This window comes from Bacteroidota bacterium (genome assembly GCA_016721765.1).
In the GTDB taxonomy this organism is placed as follows: Bacteria; Bacteroidota; Bacteroidia; order UBA4408; family UBA4408; genus UBA4408.
In genome coordinates this window covers 86833-107436 of record JADKHO010000001.1, presented here as the reverse complement: position 1 = coordinate 107436, position 20604 = coordinate 86833, and the positions used below count along the sequence as shown (strand labels likewise).

16 protein-coding genes are annotated in these 20604 nt (G+C 37.5%); 6 read left to right on the top strand and 10 right to left on the bottom strand.

Annotated features, from left to right (window positions below; genetic code table 11):
• Positions 1–21: 21 nt before the first annotated feature.
• The 3 genes from IPP32_00415 to IPP32_00405 are packed head-to-tail and all read left to right on the top strand — an operon-like array spanning position 22 to position 5247.
• A complete protein-coding gene (locus IPP32_00415) occupies positions 22–2628 on the top strand; it encodes a DUF2309 domain-containing protein (protein ID MBL0046554.1) in 2607 nt (868 codons plus the stop codon).
• A gap of 1 nt (position 2629) precedes the next feature.
• Positions 2630–4501, top strand: a complete 1872-nt coding sequence (locus IPP32_00410) for a hypothetical protein (protein MBL0046553.1) — start codon at positions 2630–2632, stop codon at positions 4499–4501.
• Positions 4502–4548: 47 nt separating this feature from the next.
• The gene (locus IPP32_00405; protein MBL0046552.1) at positions 4549–5247 is read left to right on the top strand and encodes a DUF2490 domain-containing protein; all 699 of its coding nucleotides are present in this window, start codon (positions 4549–4551) and stop codon (positions 5245–5247) included.
• Positions 5248–5349: 102 nt separating this feature from the next.
• Here IPP32_00405 and IPP32_00400 read toward each other — a convergent pair whose 3' ends face one another.
• From IPP32_00400 to IPP32_00360, 9 genes are all read right to left on the bottom strand, one after another.
• The gene (locus IPP32_00400; protein MBL0046551.1) at positions 5350–6183 is read right to left on the bottom strand and encodes an Omp28 family outer membrane lipoprotein; all 834 of its coding nucleotides are present in this window, start codon (positions 6181–6183) and stop codon (positions 5350–5352) included.
• Positions 6184–6202: 19 nt separating this feature from the next.
• Positions 6203–7858 (bottom strand): hypothetical protein, encoded by a 1656-nt coding sequence (locus tag IPP32_00395; GenBank protein ID MBL0046550.1) that lies wholly within the window; start codon positions 7856–7858, stop codon positions 6203–6205.
• Between the two features lie 17 nt (positions 7859–7875).
• A complete protein-coding gene (locus IPP32_00390; GenBank protein MBL0046549.1) occupies positions 7876–8388 on the bottom strand; it encodes a TlpA family protein disulfide reductase in 513 nt (170 codons plus the stop codon).
• 67 nt (positions 8389–8455) lie between these two features.
• Positions 8456–10375 carry a T9SS type A sorting domain-containing protein gene (locus IPP32_00385; GenBank protein ID MBL0046548.1) on the bottom strand — a complete coding sequence of 640 codons (1920 nt, stop codon included), beginning with the start codon at positions 10373–10375 and terminating at the stop codon, positions 8456–8458.
• Between the two features lie 95 nt (positions 10376–10470).
• Positions 10471–12447, bottom strand: a complete 1977-nt coding sequence (gene ispG / locus IPP32_00380) for a (E)-4-hydroxy-3-methylbut-2-enyl-diphosphate synthase (protein ID MBL0046547.1) — start codon at positions 12445–12447, stop codon at positions 10471–10473.
• Positions 12448–12589: 142 nt separating this feature from the next.
• Positions 12590–13501: a TIGR01777 family protein gene (locus tag IPP32_00375; protein ID MBL0046546.1), complete on the bottom strand. Its 912-nt coding sequence runs from the start codon at positions 13499–13501 to the stop codon at positions 12590–12592.
• A gap of 91 nt (positions 13502–13592) precedes the next feature.
• Entirely contained in the window at positions 13593–15488 is a 1896-nt protein-coding gene (locus IPP32_00370; protein MBL0046545.1) for a T9SS type A sorting domain-containing protein, read from the bottom strand.
• A gap of 92 nt (positions 15489–15580) precedes the next feature.
• Positions 15581–16255: a uracil-DNA glycosylase gene (ung, locus tag IPP32_00365; GenBank protein ID MBL0046544.1), complete on the bottom strand. Its 675-nt coding sequence runs from the start codon at positions 16253–16255 to the stop codon at positions 15581–15583.
• A 270-nt stretch (positions 16256–16525) separates the two neighbouring features.
• Entirely contained in the window at positions 16526–17248 is a 723-nt protein-coding gene (locus tag IPP32_00360) for a (Fe-S)-binding protein (protein MBL0046543.1), read from the bottom strand.
• Positions 17249–17548: 300 nt separating this feature from the next.
• Between IPP32_00360 and IPP32_00355 the strand changes: the two genes are divergently transcribed.
• Positions 17549–17983: a hypothetical protein gene (locus IPP32_00355; GenBank protein ID MBL0046542.1), complete on the top strand. Its 435-nt coding sequence runs from the start codon at positions 17549–17551 to the stop codon at positions 17981–17983.
• Between the two features lie 106 nt (positions 17984–18089).
• Positions 18090–19367 carry a phosphoribosylamine--glycine ligase gene (gene purD, locus IPP32_00350; GenBank protein MBL0046541.1) on the top strand — a complete coding sequence of 426 codons (1278 nt, stop codon included), beginning with the start codon at positions 18090–18092 and terminating at the stop codon, positions 19365–19367.
• On the opposite strand, the gene IPP32_00345 is transcribed toward purD, so the two are convergent.
• Positions 19356–19544 (bottom strand): hypothetical protein, encoded by a 189-nt coding sequence (locus tag IPP32_00345; GenBank protein MBL0046540.1) that lies wholly within the window; start codon positions 19542–19544, stop codon positions 19356–19358. The genes purD and IPP32_00345 overlap by 12 nt on opposite strands.
• Before the next feature lie 52 nt (positions 19545–19596).
• Here IPP32_00345 and IPP32_00340 point away from each other — a divergent pair, with 52 nt between their 5' ends.
• Positions 19597–20583, top strand: coding sequence for a hypothetical protein (locus IPP32_00340; protein ID MBL0046539.1), 987 nt, complete (start codon positions 19597–19599; stop codon positions 20581–20583).
• The last annotated feature ends 21 nt before the right edge of the window (positions 20584–20604 follow it).

Genomic DNA, 20604 nt, shown 5'->3' with positions numbered 1-20604 from the left:
TTACCTAATAAATTGGTATAAATGACCAACTCGAAAGTATTAACTAAACCTGCCATTAAGGATTCAGTAACTTCGCATGCATCGGAGCAGCAGAGTAATCTAAATGCTGTTTTTCAGGTTGATCACCTGATTAAGGAACTAAAGCATTACTTGCCTACCCAAACTCCCTTAAAGGATTTTATTCACCATAATTCCTTGCATGCATTTCAAAAGCAAAAATTTTATACTGCAATTTTTAATGCAGCCAATAGCTTTGGATATCAGGTAACACTTGAGCTTAAGGATTATAGAAAGCTCTTTCAAGTTGGCCGAATTAAAGAGTCGGTGCTCGAACAACAAATTACGAATTGGAAAGGCGCAGAATCACTACAGGATTGGAAAAACAAATTGCTCCATGCATCTTACGAGGAGCATATTACCCCGGCAATTGGCCAGTTGCGAATGTACTGGAAGACGATATACAAAGTCGATTTGGATTCATTAGTACAACCACTTCTTTTCCGAATCCTCAGCAGTTATTTAGATCAAGGTATATCAACCTGGAAGTTTCCTGCTACCGAAAAGGGCTTTTTAGAAGCATTGCGACAACTTGAGCGAAACTCATTTGGCAGTATTTTTAAAACCAATAAAGCGCGGCAACTTTTCTTTCAAGAAAATTTACAACTATCGGATTTGTTGCAGTTGTTGGTGGGTAGAGCATCTCATTTTGAACAGTATGTTTTTGATCAGCAATTTGGTCACAGGGGTTGGTCGGGAATGGTGGCAACTATTGAAACTCAGCCACACACTTTATTGGATTCCCGCATTATTTCGCTACACGACCTTATCTTTTTTGAATCATTACTCGAAATAGATGCCCTGGAAGCGCAGCTCGGAAATAAATGGACTGCACTCTTGGATACAATTTATGTTGAACCCAAAAATGTGCTCGCTCCGGCTCTTCAATCTGAATTAAATGAAGTACTTTCTATTTGGCAAAATGCTTTTGAATGGTCGTATTATGATGAAGTTTTAGCTGGCATGTCAAATCTTTCTAGAGAGCAAAATGAACTTGAAAAGAAAAGTTTTCAAGCCATTTTTTGCATCGATGAAAGAGAATGCTCGATTCGCCGTCATCTCGAGAAAGTGGATGTTAATTGTGAAACACTTGGTTCTCCCGGATTTTTTGGCGTAGAATTTTATTTTCAACCACAAGGTGGAAAGTTTTACGAAAAATTATGTCCCGCGCCGGTTACACCAAAATACTTGATAAAAGAGTTTGATGCAAAAACCGAACGTAAACATGAATTCATTTATACACCTAAATCGCTTGCTCTATTTCCCGGTTTCGTAAGCGCATTTGCATTTGGTTTCTTGTCGGCCATTAAATTGGTGCTAACACTCTTCCGACCCAAAATGAGCCCGGCTATATCCAACGCATTTGCTCACATGGACAAACATTCAGAACTCAGTATCGAAAACAAGCATAGCTCCGATACCGAGAATGGACTCCAAATAGGATTTACAATCGATGAAATGGCGTTGCGAGTAGAAGGCTTTCTTCGAAGTATTGGACTAATTAAAAATTTTTCACCAATCATTTATGTCGTTGCACATGGCTCAAGCAGTGCAAATAATCCACACCACGGAGCACACGATTGTGGTGCCTGCAGTGGTAGACCCGGATCGGTTAATGCGAAAGTGTTTGCTTTTATGGCCAACCACCCTAAGGTACGCGAAATACTTCAAAACAAAGGAATATTTATTCCTGATAAAACTCAGTTTGTGGGAGCACTGCATGATACTGCTGCCGACGAAATTCAATTTTATTCAGAAAAATCACTCACCGAAAAAAATGCAGTGCTTCACATCAACAATACCACCATTTTCGAAAAAGCACTTGACCTTAATGCAAAGGAAAGATCACGAAGGTTTGCTTCTATAGCTACCAAAAAAGATCTCAAATCAGTTCGAAAGGCTATTAAAGACCGCTCTGTATCTATGTTTGAACCCAGACCTGAATTGGGACACGGCACTAACACTTTGTGTATTGTTGGAGGCAGGGCGCTTACAAAGGGCTTGTTTTTAGACCGCAGGGCTTTTCTAAACTCCTATGATTATCGTTCTGATTTGGATGGAAAAATACTGTGCGGTGTGATGAAACCGCTAGGACCGGTGTGTGGTGGAATTAATTTAGAATATTATTTTTCGAGAGTCGATAACTACAAGCTTGGTGCTGGAACAAAATTGCCCCACAATGTGATTGGATTAATTGGTGTGGCCAACAGTTGCGATGGAGATTTAAGACCAGGACTTCCACTTCAAATGATAGAAGTGCACGACCCCGTTCGTTTAATGATTGTGGTGGAACATTTTCCGGAAGTTGTGCTTTCTACCATTCAATCCGTACCCGAAATGTACGAATGGTTTATTAATGAATGGGTACACTTGGTAGCAATACATCCAGAAACGCGTCAATTTTACTATTTCAAGGAAGGGGCTTTCACAAGCTATTCACCCTTAGCCCAAAACACACCAACCGTGAATAATTTCAATACCCTCATTGATTCAGCAAAGGAAATGGAAACAAATTATATTGCTGATGCAACACTCGAAAATTTACCGGTATTTCTTCTAAACGAAAAATAGCATGTCTCAACTCTTACAACTTTTTATTTGGATTCCTTTCATCGGATTTCTTATCAGTACGCTGCTACCTCGAAAGAGAGAGAGTTGGATTTCGTTTACAGCCCTTCTTATTACAGGGATTTGTATGTTAGGAAATATTGGTTTTATTTTTTATTGGTTGCAGCAAGCACGCCCAACACTTGATATTAAGCATATAGTGCTCTTTCAAACCGAGAACATTGAGATTTTTATCGATTTTTATTTTGATAAAACTTCTGCCGTTTTTTCCGTGATGGGGGCAATCCTTACTTTTATTGTAAGCCTGTTTAGTCGTTACTATTTGCATCGAGATGAAGGGTTTAAGCGCTTCTTCAGCATTTTACTGCTGTTTTTTATGAGTTATAACTTTGTTGTATTTGCCGGCAATTTTGAAACGCTGTTTATTGGGTGGGAAATTTTGGGCATGTGCTCCTTTCTGTTAATCGCTTTTTACCGCGACCGATACTTGCCGGTGAGAAATAGTTTGAAGGTTATTTCTGTGTATCGATTCGGCGATATTTGCCTCATTTTAGCCATGTGGATGAGCCATCACTTATGGCATCAAAACATTACATTTAATCAACTAAATGATACCAATTTGGTACTTCAACACCTTGCCGAACACAATTGGTATGCTGTGTTTATTGCCGGTATGATTGTATTGGCAGCAACGGCAAAATCTGCTCAGTTGCCTTTTTCCTCCTGGCTGCCTCGTGCCATGGAAGGACCTACTACTTCAAGCGCTATTTTTTATGGTGCGCTCTCCGTGCACTTAGGTGTTTTTTTATTACTTCGCACCTATCCATACTGGGAAAGTTTATTTGCAATAAAGGTTGTTATTGTAACCATTGGACTATCAACAAGCTTGGTCGCAAGCGCAATAGCTAAAGTTCAAGCTACGGTAAAAACACAAATTGCCTATGCATCAATTGCCCAAATCGGATTAATTTTTTGTGAAATTGCATTGGGTCTGCACACACTTGCATTGTTACATTTTGTTGGCAATGCGTGCTTTAAAACCTATCAGCTACTCGTTTCACCTTCGGTGATGAGCTATCGCATACACGACATGTTATTTAGCTTTGTACCAAGTGCAACAAATTCCTCTAAAACTAGCTTATCACGAATAAGAAATTCAATTTATTTACTCTCAATAAAGGAGTGGAACTTAGATTTCAATATGCAGCGATTTATGTGGAATCCCTTTAAAATTGCAGGAAAATCATTGGTCAAACTCAATAGCAAAGTTTTTAGTGTATTGATTTTATTGTTTTTTCTTATTGGTTTATATTGTGCAGCTTTTCAAAATAGTTTACCCGAAAACATATTCTCCTATTTGCCCCATTTTTATTCATTTTTAGGTTTGATTATTATTATTAGAGCATTCGTTGAATCGGGGAATGCCATTCGTGCTTGGGTTTTCGCTGTTTCCGGACAATTATTTATTACCATAGCTATTAGCATGCTGAATGAAAATTTTGGTCAAAATCATATTTTCATCTACCTGAGCGGTTCCATTATCTCGGCTTTAGTTGGATTTTTATGCCTTCAAAGAATTCAAAGGCAGGAAGGAGATATTAGGTTAAATAAATTTCATGGACATGTGTATGAACATCCCAAAGTGGCTTTTGTATTTTTATTGGCCTGTTTGGGTTTTATTGGCTTGCCCTTTACTCCTACGTTTATTGGCATTGATATTCTGTTTAGTCACATTCACAAGCACGAAGAGATCATAATTATTTTTACCTCGCTTAGCTTTTTAGTGATGGAAATTGCTGCCTTACGAATTTATGCACGCATCTTTTTGGGGCAGCATCAAAAGGCATATCATCCCATTGCATTTCGCTCTTCATAAGTACTTTGACAAATTCAATATGGATCATTAGCGTAAAATTTCAAGTTTTGAAAAACAATTTTTTGGGAATATTCTGTGCCCCACTATTACTCCTGTTCTTTATTTCGCATTCCTCCACTGCAGGGGAGCCTGGTAATTGGACGATTTTTGTGAATCAAACACGTCTGCATAAAAATTGGAGTCTACATAACGAGCTCCAGTATCGGAGCTTTGACTTATTACCCAACACTGAGCAATCGCTTTTTCGAGTTGGACTTAATTATCATTTCGATGCAAACCTCATTATCACCGCAGGGCTTGCCCATATTGGAACTTTTAAAAACGAATCGCATTTCAACAATGAAAGAATTCTTAGTGAAAACCGAAGTTGGGAACAAATAACTTTAAAATCGAATCAAGGTAGGTTGCTTTTTGAGCACAGATACCGTGTCGAACAACGTTGGATTAAGGCGAATGAAGAAGTAAGCTACAAAAACAGAATCCGATATTTATTTCGAACCACCGTTCCGCTTACAAATAAAGTGATAGCAAAAAATGTATTCTTCTTGAGTTTTTACGATGAGGTTTTTTTGAACTTGAACAAAAATCCTTTCGATCGTAACCGCTTATTTGCTTCAGCAGGATTTCAATTTAATAAGAATGCCAATGTACAATGCGGTTATTTGGTGCAAACGGTAGGCGCCATCTCAAAAAATTACCTTCAACTCGTTCTCAACTACAATCTTGATTTTAGAAAGTCAGATTAATTTAAGGTGAGGTTTCTATTTTGAAATAGCTCAACTATTTGTGCTGTTAAAACACAATAAAGTAGTGAAATTAAATGCAATTATTCATAAGGAACGTGAGATTTAATATATCACTTCTTTTTCCTCTGCTTGTAAGATTTCTTTGGTGCTATCATCATAAATAAAAGCAACCACAGCACAATGTTTTTCTTTCCAACTTGCCCCTAAGGCACGTGCATAAGTTTTGGTAAAGTTGGTACCGGGGCTAACTACTGCTGAAGTTAATATTTCACCAAAGGCACCGTTAAATGCACCGCGCAAAACATGCTGATGCACATAATCCGAATCGTTAGCAGGAGAGGGCAATTGATTGTCTTTTTGAGCATGTAAAATACTGTCTTCAATTAAATAAACTGCCAATTTATAAGTGCTGTTGAAGTCTTTTAAAAATTCACATTTTACCGTGGTGATAACAATTCGATTTGTAGAAGTATAGGTATTTTCAATAGTGATAGTCGCTTCAGCAGGCAGGTTTAATAACGAGTCGGCATATTCACTCCATTTAGAGTATTCAATTCTTCGTGCTCCATTTCTACTAATTCTGTTTACCATTCCGCTCGGCAATCCCAAATCACTTACATGAAACAAACTGTCGTTAGAGTTGCCAATCGGAGTTCTAAAATCAATGTTATAAATCCCTGAACCCGGGGAAGCAAAAATAGAAGTTACATGTTCTCCAATCGCAATAACCCTTCCGGGACGCACCAATTGCAAGGATTTTATTGCTTCGGCAGCACGCGGGCAATTGGGACAAAGGTGTCCGGTAAAATCTTCAATTAGAATTTTTCGAGTTCCTGTGCTTCCTGTGGATACTTCTGTATAAGGCCCTTCAACCTTATCGCAACTCATAAGAAAAAGTGCAAAAATTAGTGCGAGAAATGGAATTATTTTTTTCATGATAAAACTAAGGTCGAAATTAAAAACTACTGCTTACACTCAGGGTTAATCCATTGGATGCCGGCACTATCCTACACACTCCGCCCACACATAAAAGGCCCGCACGCTGGCGTCCATAAGCAATTGAAAAACGATTGGCATTTTGGGTATAAGTAATATTTCCGGTATAATAATGAATCTGCTTTTCTGATTCAGGATTTCCATAATTGTACTGATCTAATACCGCAACCGACCAATGTGGCGCCACGGTATATTCTAACAACGCTGCTGCCCAACTTCCAATATCTTGTTTGGTAAATAATCCTTCCACTTCTATGCGAATGGCATTTGTTGAATTTATTTTATAAGTGATATCAGCGGCTGCCAAATTGCTGTAAATAGTGGGTTCACCGGGATGACCCTGCACCACTTCTATGTTGTATACTTGATTGGCATAAAAGAAAACGGTCTTCCATTTCTTCGAGAGTTTACGGGTTATCTCCACATTAAAATCTTTAAAGAAAACGGTTTCACCTACTTTTAAGAATTCACTTTTATAACCCATAGTATGCGGCTCAAGCAAGGAAGTAGAATCGTTTGGTATTTGTTTGTCAATGTCATGCACTTCCGAATAATTTACATTTACTGTAGTTCCATATTTCCCACCTAACCAACTGTCTTTTTTTAGGGTGTAAATTACTTCTGCTTGATAGGCCATTTCACCATTTGGTTGCGATGCATACGGATAAATACTCGCAGCTAAATTATAGCTTTGCTGTTTGGTGAGTGCAGGTAAATAATTAATCATTAAATTGTTCCCAATCGCCCCGCGGTCACTACGAAAACTCATGTTGTCAATGCGCTTGGCTCCTAAATTAATACCTAATCCTTTTTGCGAATAAGCAAGCCCAAGTAAGACGGCACTTCCTTCTTTGTAAATGAAATTATTCATCGTGGAAGGGTCATTTATTTTTTGCACATATTCCCCGCTAAAACTGAATTTTCCGTAAGCAACTTTTAGACGCCCACCGCCAGAAGCCACGTTCTCAGGTAATTTGTATACAATGTCTTTATCTTGCTGATACTTGCTCACAAAACTACCACCAACTTGCACTTTAAGTTTGGCATTGGCAAGTTGCTCTGATAATTCATTCACATTAATTTCAGCATCTGCTCCACGCACAATTCCTTCCCCTTGCCCAAAGAAGAAGCGTTGCTTGGCAATAAAACCCTTTAGATAAAGTCCTGAAATGGGTCTATATTTTAAACGTAAACCGTCCATCGCATTGTCCACTCCAAGTGTACGTTCTTCATAGCTTCTAAAAATTAATCCGCTTCCAAACTGGTCATAAAAATTTCCGGCTGTAACCGTTAAATTATCCTTTGTGTAAGTTGCATAACGAAATCCAAAGCCATTCCCTTTGTATCGCGTATCAAAACCCTGCAAAGCATTCAAATAACTTTCGTAGCGTACCCCGCATGAAAAATTTTCACGAGTGAAATTCAAATTTGCAAAACCGTTCATCAGTACTTTTTCCGGAACTATTGGTGCACCAATCAGTGTATCCTTATTGTAGTATTGTACGTCCGTTTGAAAATTCCCATGTATTTCGCCTAAATTGGGTTGGCCAATACTGCTTAAATAAAAAAAGCAGCTCACATAAAGTAGGGCTGCTTTTAATTGGATTTTATTCACGTTAAAATAGTGTGAGATTATTTTATTTCTTCCCCTTTTGCTACCTTTTTTACCAATTCAAAAATTTTATCTTCATCGCCCGGAGCCGAAGAATTTTGCTGCCAAACAATTTCTCCCTTGCCATTCACTAAAAAAATATGGGGAACATTGTTAACATTCATAGCTCTCTTAAAATCGCCATTAGGATCGAGCAAAACTTCATATTCCCAGTTTTTTCCATTTACATAAGGTCCAACTTTTTCCATATTACGTGCATCATCAATGGATACCGCTACCAGCTTAACTCCGGTTTCTTTTTGCCATTCAGCATATTCTTCGGCTATCGCATTCAACTCTGCTTTGCACGGGCCGCACCAAGTAGCCCAAAAATCCACCAACATAGGTTTTCCGTCATTGCTTAATTGAGAAGTGTTAAAAGAGCTTCCATCCAATTTCTTTACATCTGCAGAAGCTATGTGCTGTTTATTTTGCGCTTCTGCTGAAATAAAATTTAAACCAAGTCCCAGTAAAATAAGAATGAATTTTTGCATGTTGTATTGGGTTAAAAAAATAAATCAGCTCCGAATTCAACGGAACTGATTTATTTTTTGTTCTAAATTATTTTGTAAGATTTACTTTTTGATTAAATACTTTTGATCCTGCAGTTAATTTAACCACATAAATGCCGGCCGATAAGCTGTTAACATTGTATGCAAAACTTTGATTTCCTGCTGGAAGTTTTCCTTTGTTCTCGCTGTAAACTCTTTTACCTAGTATGTCAAATACTTCAAATCTTATTTCTTCCGCTTGATCTAAATTTAATTTTATGTTTAAGTAGTTTTCAGAAATTTGATACACATTAAATACAGCGTTGGATTTTGAAACATTCTTCACTTTTAAAGTTCCATCATAAAAGTTCACATCATCAATATAAATATTGTTTCCGCCATTTTTAGTAGCACGGAATGCAACAATTACATTGGCTTGACCAATATAAGGGTCTAAATCGATGCTCTCTGTACGCCACTGACTTGCTGTAGGTGTAAATGCATTTGCATTTATGGGTGCTGTGGCAAGTGTTGCACCTGTTTTTGAGTATAAAGGAGTCCAACTAAGTCCACAATTATAAGATAAGCGCACTTCTAATTTTTGCGCTGATGTGGCTGTTTTTTGTGCAGCAGCGACATTAAAATCTAAATTTACCGGCGAAACAGCATTTGTTAAATCTAATGCTGGAGCATAAAAATCATCAATTTGACCATTTACGTTTGCGGAAGAAAAAATATCCATTTTGGCACATGCACTGCTTCCTCCCATTCCTCCAACACCTGCTTTTCTTGTCCACGTTGGTCCGTTATCCGGATTATCAATATACCACTCAGCACCAGGAAATGCTGCTCCCTCAAAGCCTTCAACTTTGGGTATTGCATTAAAATTAGAAATAACAATTGATTTTTTGGAAACGGTATTAAATAAGTAGGACGATTTGTAGTTGATGTTATTGGGATCAGTTGCTTTTATTACTAAGTCGTGCGCTCCGCTTGTTGTGCTGATAGGCGCCAATGAAATAACTTGTGTTAAACCCGGTGCTATATTACAACTTACCGGAATGGAAGTAAATGGATTTGCATCAAACTTATAATCAATGCTACAGCTGGTTAATTGTGTAGTTCCTAAGTTTTTAAGTGTGATAACTGGTGTATAACTGCTATCGCATTGCACGGTTTGTAAACCGGAAATTGATTTTATTCCAACCATGTCAGCAAGTGGTTGCACATCACTAAATGCGGCTTGACGAATGTTTTGAGAAATATCATCTTGAATAAATCCAACTACCGCCAATTGGTTAAAATCATACATGTAAGAAGGAATTGCAGCAGCAATGGTAATAGTTTGTGTTTGACCTAAAGCATTTGCCGTTACAAGTGTTCCAGATGCGGTAGGATACATTTTTCGCATTACAAAATGAAAATCTTTTTCACCATTGGTTCCGGGTGCGGTGGCAAATGTAATTTTCTTTTCTACTAAAGCAATTCTTGCCTTATTCGCACCACTAACAGCCATGGAATTGGTAATGTTCATGGTAATGAAAATGGAATCGTAGTCAGAGGAAAAGCTATGTGTTAATATTACATCATAAGGTGATGCAATCGCATACTTTGTATTTACAGTAGTTTGTGTAATGTTGTGCGGAGCTCCAACATAATATCCATTTAATGGTGTAGATGCCGTATCACCATCAATTACTCCATATGGCACCCCATTTAAATTATAGTAATAATTCTGACGCGTTAGAACCTCTGCCGCAGTTTGTACGTTCATTGGATCATATCCCGGAAAATTAGTTTGATATTTAATTGAAACAACCTTCACAGTGTTCGCACCAATCAAGGTATTAAAAGTTGGATTTTGCGATGCGCAAGGACCACAACTTGCATTTGTAAATTCTTCAATAAGCACCAATCGTTGTGATTGCGCTTGAAGTAAACTTGTTGAGTACAAGCTAAGCAGGCACAAAAGTGTAGAGATTTTCTTCATAAAATGAATTGAATATTTGGGTTAATAAAATTTTGAAATGCGAATTTATACTATTTTGGAATTTTTTGACTTATTTTTCGCTTAGTAGATGATTTTCACACATCTATGAGCTCCTTTTCCACCCAATCACCATTTTCCTTAATGAGCTCAATCAGAGCATCAACCGCTAAATCGCTGTTAATGCTTCTTTTTACCACTTCTTTACCTTTGTATAAGGTAATTTTTCCAACCCCTACACCAACATAGCCATAGTCGGCATCCGCCATTTCTCCTGGGCCATTAACAATACAACCCATGATGCCAATTTTAACTCCTTTTAAATGATCCGTTCTATGTCGAATTTTGGAGGTAGTTTCTTGTAAATCAAATAAGGTGCGCCCACAAGAAGGACAAGAGATGTATTCGGTTTTTGAAATGCGCGTTCGCGTAGCTTGCAATAATCCAAAAGCGGTACGATTTACATTGCTTCTGCTTCCGCAATTTTTTGCAGCTATCCATACTCCGTCGCCAAATCCATCCAACAGCAATGCACCAATATCCGTAGCTGCATGCAATTGCAAATCAGTTTCATTTAGGTCTTTGTAATTTCGTTTCACAATTACAGGAATACCTGATTGCTTAAGTTGCATCTCCATAAACATTCTCCGCTGTTCGGCCATTCCATGCACATTGGCAGTTTCAAATACCAAAACAAGGTTTTTTTTAAATGCTTTTAAGATGCTGAAAAAATCTGGTTTAGCATCTAGCAGATCCGCTGCACATACAAGCACAAAATTTAATTCAGTTGAATGAATTGGCGCATTTAAAAATGCGGATAAATGAAATAAAGGATAATTCCTTATGGGATTAATCAGATTTTTCCAAGTTTCATAATTATTTATAATACCAAGCGTTCCGGGAAGTTCAAAGTTTATTTTTTTATCACCCACATAAATAAAGTCGCAGGCTTGATCACTCAAATTCCATTTATCAAGCGGGATTGAATAAGCATATCCAACCGAAAACAAATTTGCTGCGTTTATTTCTTGTTCGTCACTAAAATCAGCAATTACACGAGGTACGTTGTGTCCACCGATAGTTTGCACTTCCTCGCTTTTTCGTTTTTCGAAATCATAAGGTGAGTAAGGTATTTGTGCTGTAGCGATGGCTTTAATCGGTTCATGTCCCTCACGTGTCGAATAGCGCTTAACCAATGCCAATGCAACCGGAGCTTCAAATTCAGGGTCTTCGGTTAACGAAACACGCACAGTATCTCCAATTCCATCTTCTAATAAAGTGCCAATACCTACAGCAGATTTTATTCTTCCATCTTCTCCTTCACCTGCTTCGGTTACACCCAAATGCAAAGGATAATTCATGTTTTCTTCTTGCATTTTTTGTATGAGCAATCGATAAGCCTGCACCATTACTTTTGGATTACTTGCTTTCATGCTCAACACAATATTGTAATAATTGAGCTCCTCACAAATGCGCAAAAATTCAAGTGCCGATTCCACCATCCCCAAAGGTGAATCGCCATAACGGCTCATGATACGATCGCTCAACGAGCCATGATTGGTGCCAATGCGCATTGCAGTTCCATATTCCTTGCAAATTTTTACCAGTGGTGTAAAGCGTTCTCGAATTCTTTCTAACTCCGAAACGTAAGTATCGTCGGTATATTCAAGTGTTTCAAACTTTTTTTTATCGGCATAATTACCCGGATTTACCCTTACCTTTTCCACTATTCGCGCTGCTAACTCCGCAGCATTCGGTGTAAAATGAATGTCGGCAATGAGCGGAACAGAATACCCACGCTTATTTAATTCTTTTTTTATTTCAGCTAAATTTTGAGCCTCTTTTATGCTGGGCGCTGTAATACGCACCATTTCACAGCCGCTCTCAATCATGCGAATGCTCTGTTCTACGGTTGCAAGTGTGTTTAAGGTGTCGGTGGTGGTCATGCTTTGTATACGGATGGGATGATTCCCTCCAAGCGCAAGATTTCCAATTTGAACAACGCGGCTTTTGTAGCGCGAATATTCAGTTAAACTAGTGCAATACAAAGCTGTTTCTTGGTGTGTTTTTTCCATTTTAATGTAAAAATTCACCGGCAAAATTACGAATAATCAACGGAGATAAATGAACTCTGTTAAAACATTACCTGTATTTAAATTCCTAACTTTTATGTTATTATTAAGGTACTTAATTCTTCGAATCCAGCTGGCATTCCACTTACATGCGTTCATAAATATTTTTTATAGCAGTTTTTAAATCTGTAAATGCAAAATGAAATCCGGTTTGTTCTATCCTTTCGGCCGATACTCTATTGCCGTTTAATACTAAATATGCTCTATCACCTAAAATAATTTTCATTAAAAACTTTGGTAAATTGGGTAAAAATAAGGGGCGATGCAAAACTCCGGCAATTGTTTCAGTAAGGAGTTCTTGTGTTACTGATTGAAGGGGCGCTACAGCATTGTAAACTCCATTCAATTGTGAATCCTCAATTGCTTTTATAAAAATGTTGCACACATCATCAATGTGAATCCAAGGCACATATTGTTTTCCACTACCAATTGCTGAGCCTACGCCTAGTTTAATGGGAAAAGACATCTGTGGTAATGCCCCTCCCGAAGCTGCTAAAACAATTCCCAATCGAATGCGCACAGTTCTCATTTTTTGCTCAAATGCTAGCGCTGCATTTTCCCAAGCCACACAAGTTGTTGCTGCAAAATCAATCCCTGGTGCATCGCGTTCTGTAAATATTTTTTCAGCAGTGCTAAAGCCGTAATACCCAATTGCCGATGCCGAAATGAGAGCTTCCGGTTTGTGATGCGCCATTGAAATCGCTTTTTTAAGTAATTCCAAACTTTTTACACGACTGCTTACAATAGCCGCTTTTCGGGATGCTCTCCATTTTTTTGCTACTATCGATTCACCTGCCAAATGAACAATATAGTCAGCTTTTTCAATAGCTTCTGAATCCACTTTTTGTTTTTCAATGTCCCAGCAATAATTTTGAATCCCAGGAATTGCTTTTGCAGATCTGCTTAAATGGGCTACCCTATATCCTTTTTCAAGCAGCAACGCAGTTAAGCGCATCCCCACCAATCCACTCCCTCCGGTGATAAGTACTGTTTTCATTCTAGATTAACATAAAAATACCTCAAAAGTTTATAAAATAAAAGAGGCTGTATCCGTTAAGACACAGCCTCTTTTTTTAAAGTAATATTACTTATTTAACAATATTAAATTGACGGTTAATTGTTTTACCGTTCATGTTAAACACACAGGTATAAATACCGTTGCTTAATTGACTCACAGGAAGTTCAACTTTTTGTTCACCTTGTATGGAGAAAAACTTAGAAGCCGCAACCAGTTGACCCTTCATATCGTAAATTTTATAATCGATACGTTGGTTGTTTTTATCTGAAGTTAAACGGATGGAAACGTTATTTCCACTTGGATTTGGATAAAAATTACCCAATTCGTTAGCGGCTGCTGAATTTGCTTTTACCCCAACAGATAGTGGGTTTGCAATAGTGATGTTCAACATCAAATCTTCGATTTCTTTGTCTCTGTATGGTGACCAATTTTGACCAAAAATCTCATACATTCTATTGCTAAAAGGAGCAACAGTGTTTTGACCAATCGCAACACCTTCGCCACCCATTAACCAACCTACATAAATGCTGCTTGATGTAATAGTAAGTGGTGAAGGCAACACCACATCATTGTATACTCCAACAGTAATTAAAGATGGATCAACAAATATAGAATCCAATAATGCTCCCGGTGCACCGTTAAGTCCGCCATTGTCATAAATCTTAATGTAAAAACCTACCGGCACTGTCGCATTTGCCGCAATAAAAACATGTACAGCATTCAAAAGTACCGGAGAATAAGGCAATGGAAATTCAACACCAATACCGGCACTTCCTCCCGACCAAGCGATACCATTTCCGGCTGCAACTCCATTGTCGAATGCTAAACGCGTGCTGGTGGTGGAAGTATCAACTACACGAATCTCACATGTTTTTTGATTGTTAGTAGGCGTTGCATCTCCTGATAATTGAGTAGAAACGTTAAACGAAAAAGCTCCAACGGTAGCATGTTTCCATGTTTTTGGAAAAGTTACTGCTTCTGTTTGTCCCATTGTTAAAGCTCCTGTTGCGTAAGTTGCAGTATTACCACCCCCAACTAAAGGTTGATTTACATTGGATTGATTTTTAATATTTGCGCCCACATTAAATGAAGCCAATGACGTATTACCGGTATTTTTAACTTCTGCTGTCAAAGGAAATGCATTTGCAGTTGCAGTATCTTTTGCCAAAAACAAACCGGCTGATTCAGCATTACCAACGTATAGCGTCGAAGCATCATTTACTTGGAAAGTGGAAGAAGCAGGATAATAAAACTTAACGGCTGTATTAGCAGTTGGATAAACATCATGAACATGTTGCAATCCATCGCTACCTGAATTATTTTCAATTCCTGCAGTAAAATAGTTAGCAGTTGCTGCACTTGCTCCAATCTGACTTTGATATTGGAATGTAATGGAACTATCAAGAGCTGAGAAAATAACCTGAAAAGTATTCGATCCGTCTATATCAGGAGTACCGGTTGTAGAAAAGTTATTATTTGCCCAAAATGGAGTATTAATCCAAGATACAATTAATGTGTCGTTATCTGCACTTGTCCATCTCCAAACTTGAGCCGGGTTAGCTCCTGAATAGGGAACCAGACTTAAGTCAGCCAAAAAAGGAGCAACATAATTTTGTGGCAATGCAGTACTTGGAATAGTTGTAAAACCTTGTGCGCCTGATGCTAACAATCCGGCATTAAATCCGACATACCCATTACTTCCAATCCAAAAATTGGTAACATCATACCAATAATAATGCATCGGAAAGCCTATGCTAAAAGGGCCTACAAAGTTATCATCATCTAAACCGCTAACTTGCGATGCATCGCCTAAAGTGGTAATATCAATCCAGTTATAAGTGGGACCATTTGGGTCGTTATTATCGCGCCAAACATAGCCGTACAAATCTGGCCCGCCCGAAGTTTGAGCTTGTGATGCTGTCCATAAGGAGGTTATAGCAGCAAGTGTAAGTAAGATTTTTTTCATTTTAATTTAAGATTAGTTATTTAAGGGTTTAAAATTTTTCTGACTGCTAAAATAAGAAATTTATTTTGTTGAAGAAGGATTTGCGCGATTAATCAAGAATCAATTCTCCAATCTATGGGTGTGCCGCCATTTTCCGCAAGGATATAGTTAGTTTTTGAAAAATGTTTGCACCCGAAGAAACCATTGTATGCAGAAAAGGGTGAGGGATGCGCTGCTTGCAAAATAAAATGTTTGTGCGTGTCAATTAATGGAATTTTTGATTGTGCAAATTTTCCCCAGAGCAAAAAAACAATACCTTCTTTATACTCCGAAATAGCTCGAATTACAGCATCTGTAAATTGTTCCCATCCTTTCCCTTGATGGGATGCGGCCATGCTCTCTCGCACAGTTAAGGTGCTATTAAGCAATAGCACACCTTGTTTCGCCCAAGGTTCCAAATTTCCTGAAAGCGGTATTGGAAGATTTAAATCTTGATTCAATTCTTTAAATATATTTTGCAAACTAGGTGGATGCTTTATCCCATCCGAAACCGAAAAACAGAGTCCATTGGCCTGCCCAGCTCCATGGTAGGGATCTTGCCCAATGATAACCACTTTTATATTATTGAATGGTGTACTGTTGAACGCATTAAAAATTTTTGAGCCGGGAGGAAAAATGCGGTATTTGCTTTTTTCATCTAATAAAAAGTCCTTTAGTTGCGCAAAATAATGTGCTTCAAATTCCGCCTTTAAATATTTTTTCCAACTCTCTTCAATTGTTGTTGCCATAAGTCTTTCTTTTGCCTAAAAAATTATTGCTTTTTTTGGTAAGATAAATTATTTATATTTGTCGCTACTTATTTTTAAAAAGACAGACAATAGTCACAATTTATTTTTTCCGGATGAAAAAGATAATTCTCGCCTTACTTGTGTTAGCAATTGGAACCTGCATTTTTTCATCTTGCAAAACACACGAACGTTGCCCTGCCTATGGTAGTATTCAAAATGCTGCCCACAAAAAAGCTGTATAGGTTTTTTGAATTCTTATTATCAATCACCTCAATCCCATCCCGAAGCCAATACATCAGCAAGGTGCATAATTTTTAGTGGCTTTTGATTTTTACGTAGTACACTTTCTATGTGCATCAAGCAAGACGAGTCGGTTGAGATTAAAAAATCAGCCTGAGTACTTTCTGCATCTTCAATTTTTTGCATTGCCATACTCACTGCTAAAGGTTCCATTTTAACGGAAAATCCCCCACCAAAACCACAGCATGCTTCTGGTGTTTTCATTTCAACTAAACGAAGTCCACGCACTTTTTCTAATAATACGCGGGGTTCTTTTTTAATTCCATAATTCCGCAAGGCTGTGCAGGAATCATGGTAGGTGCCCACTCCGTTAAGGGTTGCACCAAGGTTGGTGATTTTTAAGACATTCACTAAAAAATCACTGAATTCAAACATATTCTTTTGTATTTGTTTAAATTCATTGTGCAATACCGAATTGTGAAACATGTCGTTATATTGGTTCTTAACAAATCCAACACATGAAGTTGAAGGGCAAACTATATAGCGGTCGTTTTGAAATTCACGTATAAATTTATCTCCTACTTCTTTTGCTTCATCCCAAAATCCCAAGTTAAAAGATGGTTGCCCACAACAAGTTTGCTCCGGATTGTAATTTACGGCACAACCCACTTTTTCAAGCACTTTAATCATGTTAAGTGCAGTGTCGGGATAAAACTGATCGATATAACAGGGTATAAATAAATCTACAATCATAAGAGCAAAGGCTTTTTTAATTCCATTCGGGCGCACAAATTTAGCAGAGTTTTTAGCTTCACAAAGCTTCTCTTCCTTTCTTTTATGTCTTCGCTTTTGTTTTGTGGAGGAACTAAAAAGTCGGCCCTTAAGGATTGTTATCTCTTTCTAGCTTTCGCTTGAAGGATGTAAATAAGCTTGTTCAATTTCTCATTCTTCCTGTTTAGCAAGAATCATAATTCATTCCGGTGCAACTAACGTAAATTTACTTGAAAGATTGAAAATGACAATTTTTCAAATACGTTCATTAATTGAAAAAATATGAAAAAAGCGGTGGTCATTCTTCCTGTAATTATTATAAGCCTTGTACTCACTTTTGCCGGATATAAATTGCGGCACAAAAAAACGGTAAACCATAGCCAAAATAGAGAATACAAAATTAGTGCAGCTAAGTTGTTTAAAGAGTTTCAGTTGGTAGAGATGACAGCCAATGCAAAATACCTTAATCAGGTTATTGAAGTAAGCGGAAATGTGAAAGAAGTGCTACAAAATGGGGATGGAGCAATATCCGTAAAACTAGATGCCGGAAACCCTCAGTTTACAGTGAATTGCAAACTGTCTAAATCAGAAAAGGAACTTGTAAAGCAAATCCAAACCGATCAAGAAATTGTGGTTAGCGGAATCTGCAAAGGAATGTCTATGGATGTTATTTTGGTGGATTGCAAACTCAAAAAGGAATCCTTATTTCAATTTTAATATTGTTTTTAGTTTGGTGGTTCTCTAAAAACAAAGAGGGAGGCAAAATTTAATTTGTCTCCCTCTCTTTTTAATTTACTTTTGAATCAAAAAATTTACCATCACTATGAATGTGTTGATTCTTGGTTCCGGCGGCCGCGAAAGCGCTTTTGCGTGGAAAATTGCCCAATCTAAACTTCTCAAACAACTTTATATTGCACCCGGAAATGCCGGAACCTTGCAGTATGGAATAAATATAGACCTACTAGAAACAGATTTCGATGCGGTAAAAAAATTGGTTCTCGAAAAATCAATCTCCTTGGTTTTGGTGGGTCCGGAAACACCTCTCGTAAATGGAATTCATGATTTTTTCCTAAACGATGAAAAGCTCAAAAAGGTACATATAATAGGCCCTCGCATGCAAGCAGCGCAGTTGGAAGGAAGTAAGGATTTTTCGAAAAAATTTATGTTGCGACACAACATACCTACAGCCAAGTACCAAACCATTATTTCACAAACGATTGCCGAAGGCTACACATTCCTCGAAAGCTTAAGCCCTCCCTATGTATTAAAAGCAGATGGATTGGCTGGAGGCAAGGGAGTTTTAATTCTCAACGATTTGCACGAAGCCAAAAAGGAATTGAATGAAATTTTGTTCAGTAAAAAATTTGGAAATGCAGGTAGTTCTGTTGTGATCGAAGAATTTTTACAAGGCATCGAACTATCTGTATTTGTAATTACCGATGGTGTGTCATATAAAATTCTGCCAAGTGCAAAAGATTATAAACGTGTTGGGGAAGGCGATACCGGTCCTAATACAGGCGGAATGGGAGCTATAAGTCCCGTGCCTTTTGCGGATTTTAAGTTTATGAACAAAGTGGAACAAAGCATCATTATACCCACCATTAAAGGACTAAAAAAAGAAAAAATACCCTATCAAGGTTTTATTTTTATTGGCTTGATGAATGTGGGTGGTAATCCCTATGTTATTGAATACAATTGTCGCATGGGCGACCCCGAAACCGAAGCAATTATTCCCCGGCTTGAATCTGATTTTTTAGATTTATTAAAAGGTGTGGCATCTAAAACCTTGAGAAAAAGACAAATACTTATTTCAGAAAAAACTGCTGCAACTGTTATGCTTGTCGCTGATGGATATCCGGGCAAGTACAAAAAAGGCCATGAAATAAGCAATTTGGATACAGTGAAAAATGCCATGGTATTTCATGCCGGAACTAAAATATATAAAAATAAAGTGCAAACAAATGGGGGTAGAGTGTTGGCGATTAGCTCCTTAGGGGATACAATTGAAGAAGCCTTGCAAGTGTCGTTAACAAATGCAAGGCTTATAGATTTTGAAGGAAAAAACTTTAGAAAAGATATAGGTAAAGATTTACTTCGTTAAATCTTCCATTCGGTTAGAAGTATATTTGTCTTTGTTCTTAACTAAATACCACATCCAAATAAAGTTGGCAATTGTCATTAAAATACTGAATAAGATATTAGAAGATGCACCGATAGCTTCTACTGCCGGAAATATGGATTCAAAAAATGTTCCTATACCATGAAATACTGCTGTCATATGATTTGGCTTTTTTATTTACGCAGCAAATGTAAAAAATAATTTATCAAATATGATTGTTGGATTTTTTAAACGCAACTTAACTTCTTCCATTTTATTTGTCCCGCTCATTGCTGGGTGTTTATGGATAATAGGATTTATTCATGTGCTTCCCGCGGCGAATAAAAATACCATGCCATTGTTTGATTGGTTGTGTCGCGCAACGTTGAAGTATCCGGTGTTGCAAATGATTCTCGCATTTTTAATACTTATCGCTCAAGCTTTTTTGCTCAACTACATTTGCGATAAGTACAATATCCTTTCAAAAAAAACCTATTTCCCTGCACTGGTGTATGTGATTTTTATGAGTTGCAGTAAATTGCTATTAACCTTGCACCCCATTTTACTAGCTAATTTATTTTTATTATTAAGCATTGAGCGTATCTTTAACTCTTACCATAAAGACGAGGCATTTGGACATGTTTTTGATGCCGGTTTTTACATTGGAATTGCATCGCTTTTTTATTTCCCGGCGCTAATACTTTTCCCAATGGTTTGGGTGGGATTAATTGTGATCCGCACCTTTGTGTGGCGTGAATGGATTATCTCCTTCATTGGATTGTTACTCCCTTATCTCTTTATTTTTACGTATTATTTTTGGTATGATAAAGTGGAATATTTTTTACTAGACAAAATTTTTTATCCCTCTTCAGATGCAAAATACAGCATCGAATCGGAACCCTTTTCGTTTATACTTTTAGTAGGCTTCATACTGGGAATTATGGCTTTATCGTTTTTGAAACTCACCAAAGGCCTACCTGTTAGCACTATTTTGTCTCGTAACATGTTGGTTGTTTTTACTTGGATGATTGCGCTTTCCTTATTGGCCTTTTTTATGGCGCCGGTTTTAAATATCCGTTACTTTTCTTTTATGGCAATTCCCATCAGTATTTATGCATCTCATTATTTTTTAACAGCTAAAAAAGCCTGGTGGGCAGAAGTTTTGTTAATTGCATTTATTTTGGTAATAGTGCTCAATTTTATTTTTTACAGCTTATAAAAGTTTTGGTTTTTAGAGAGG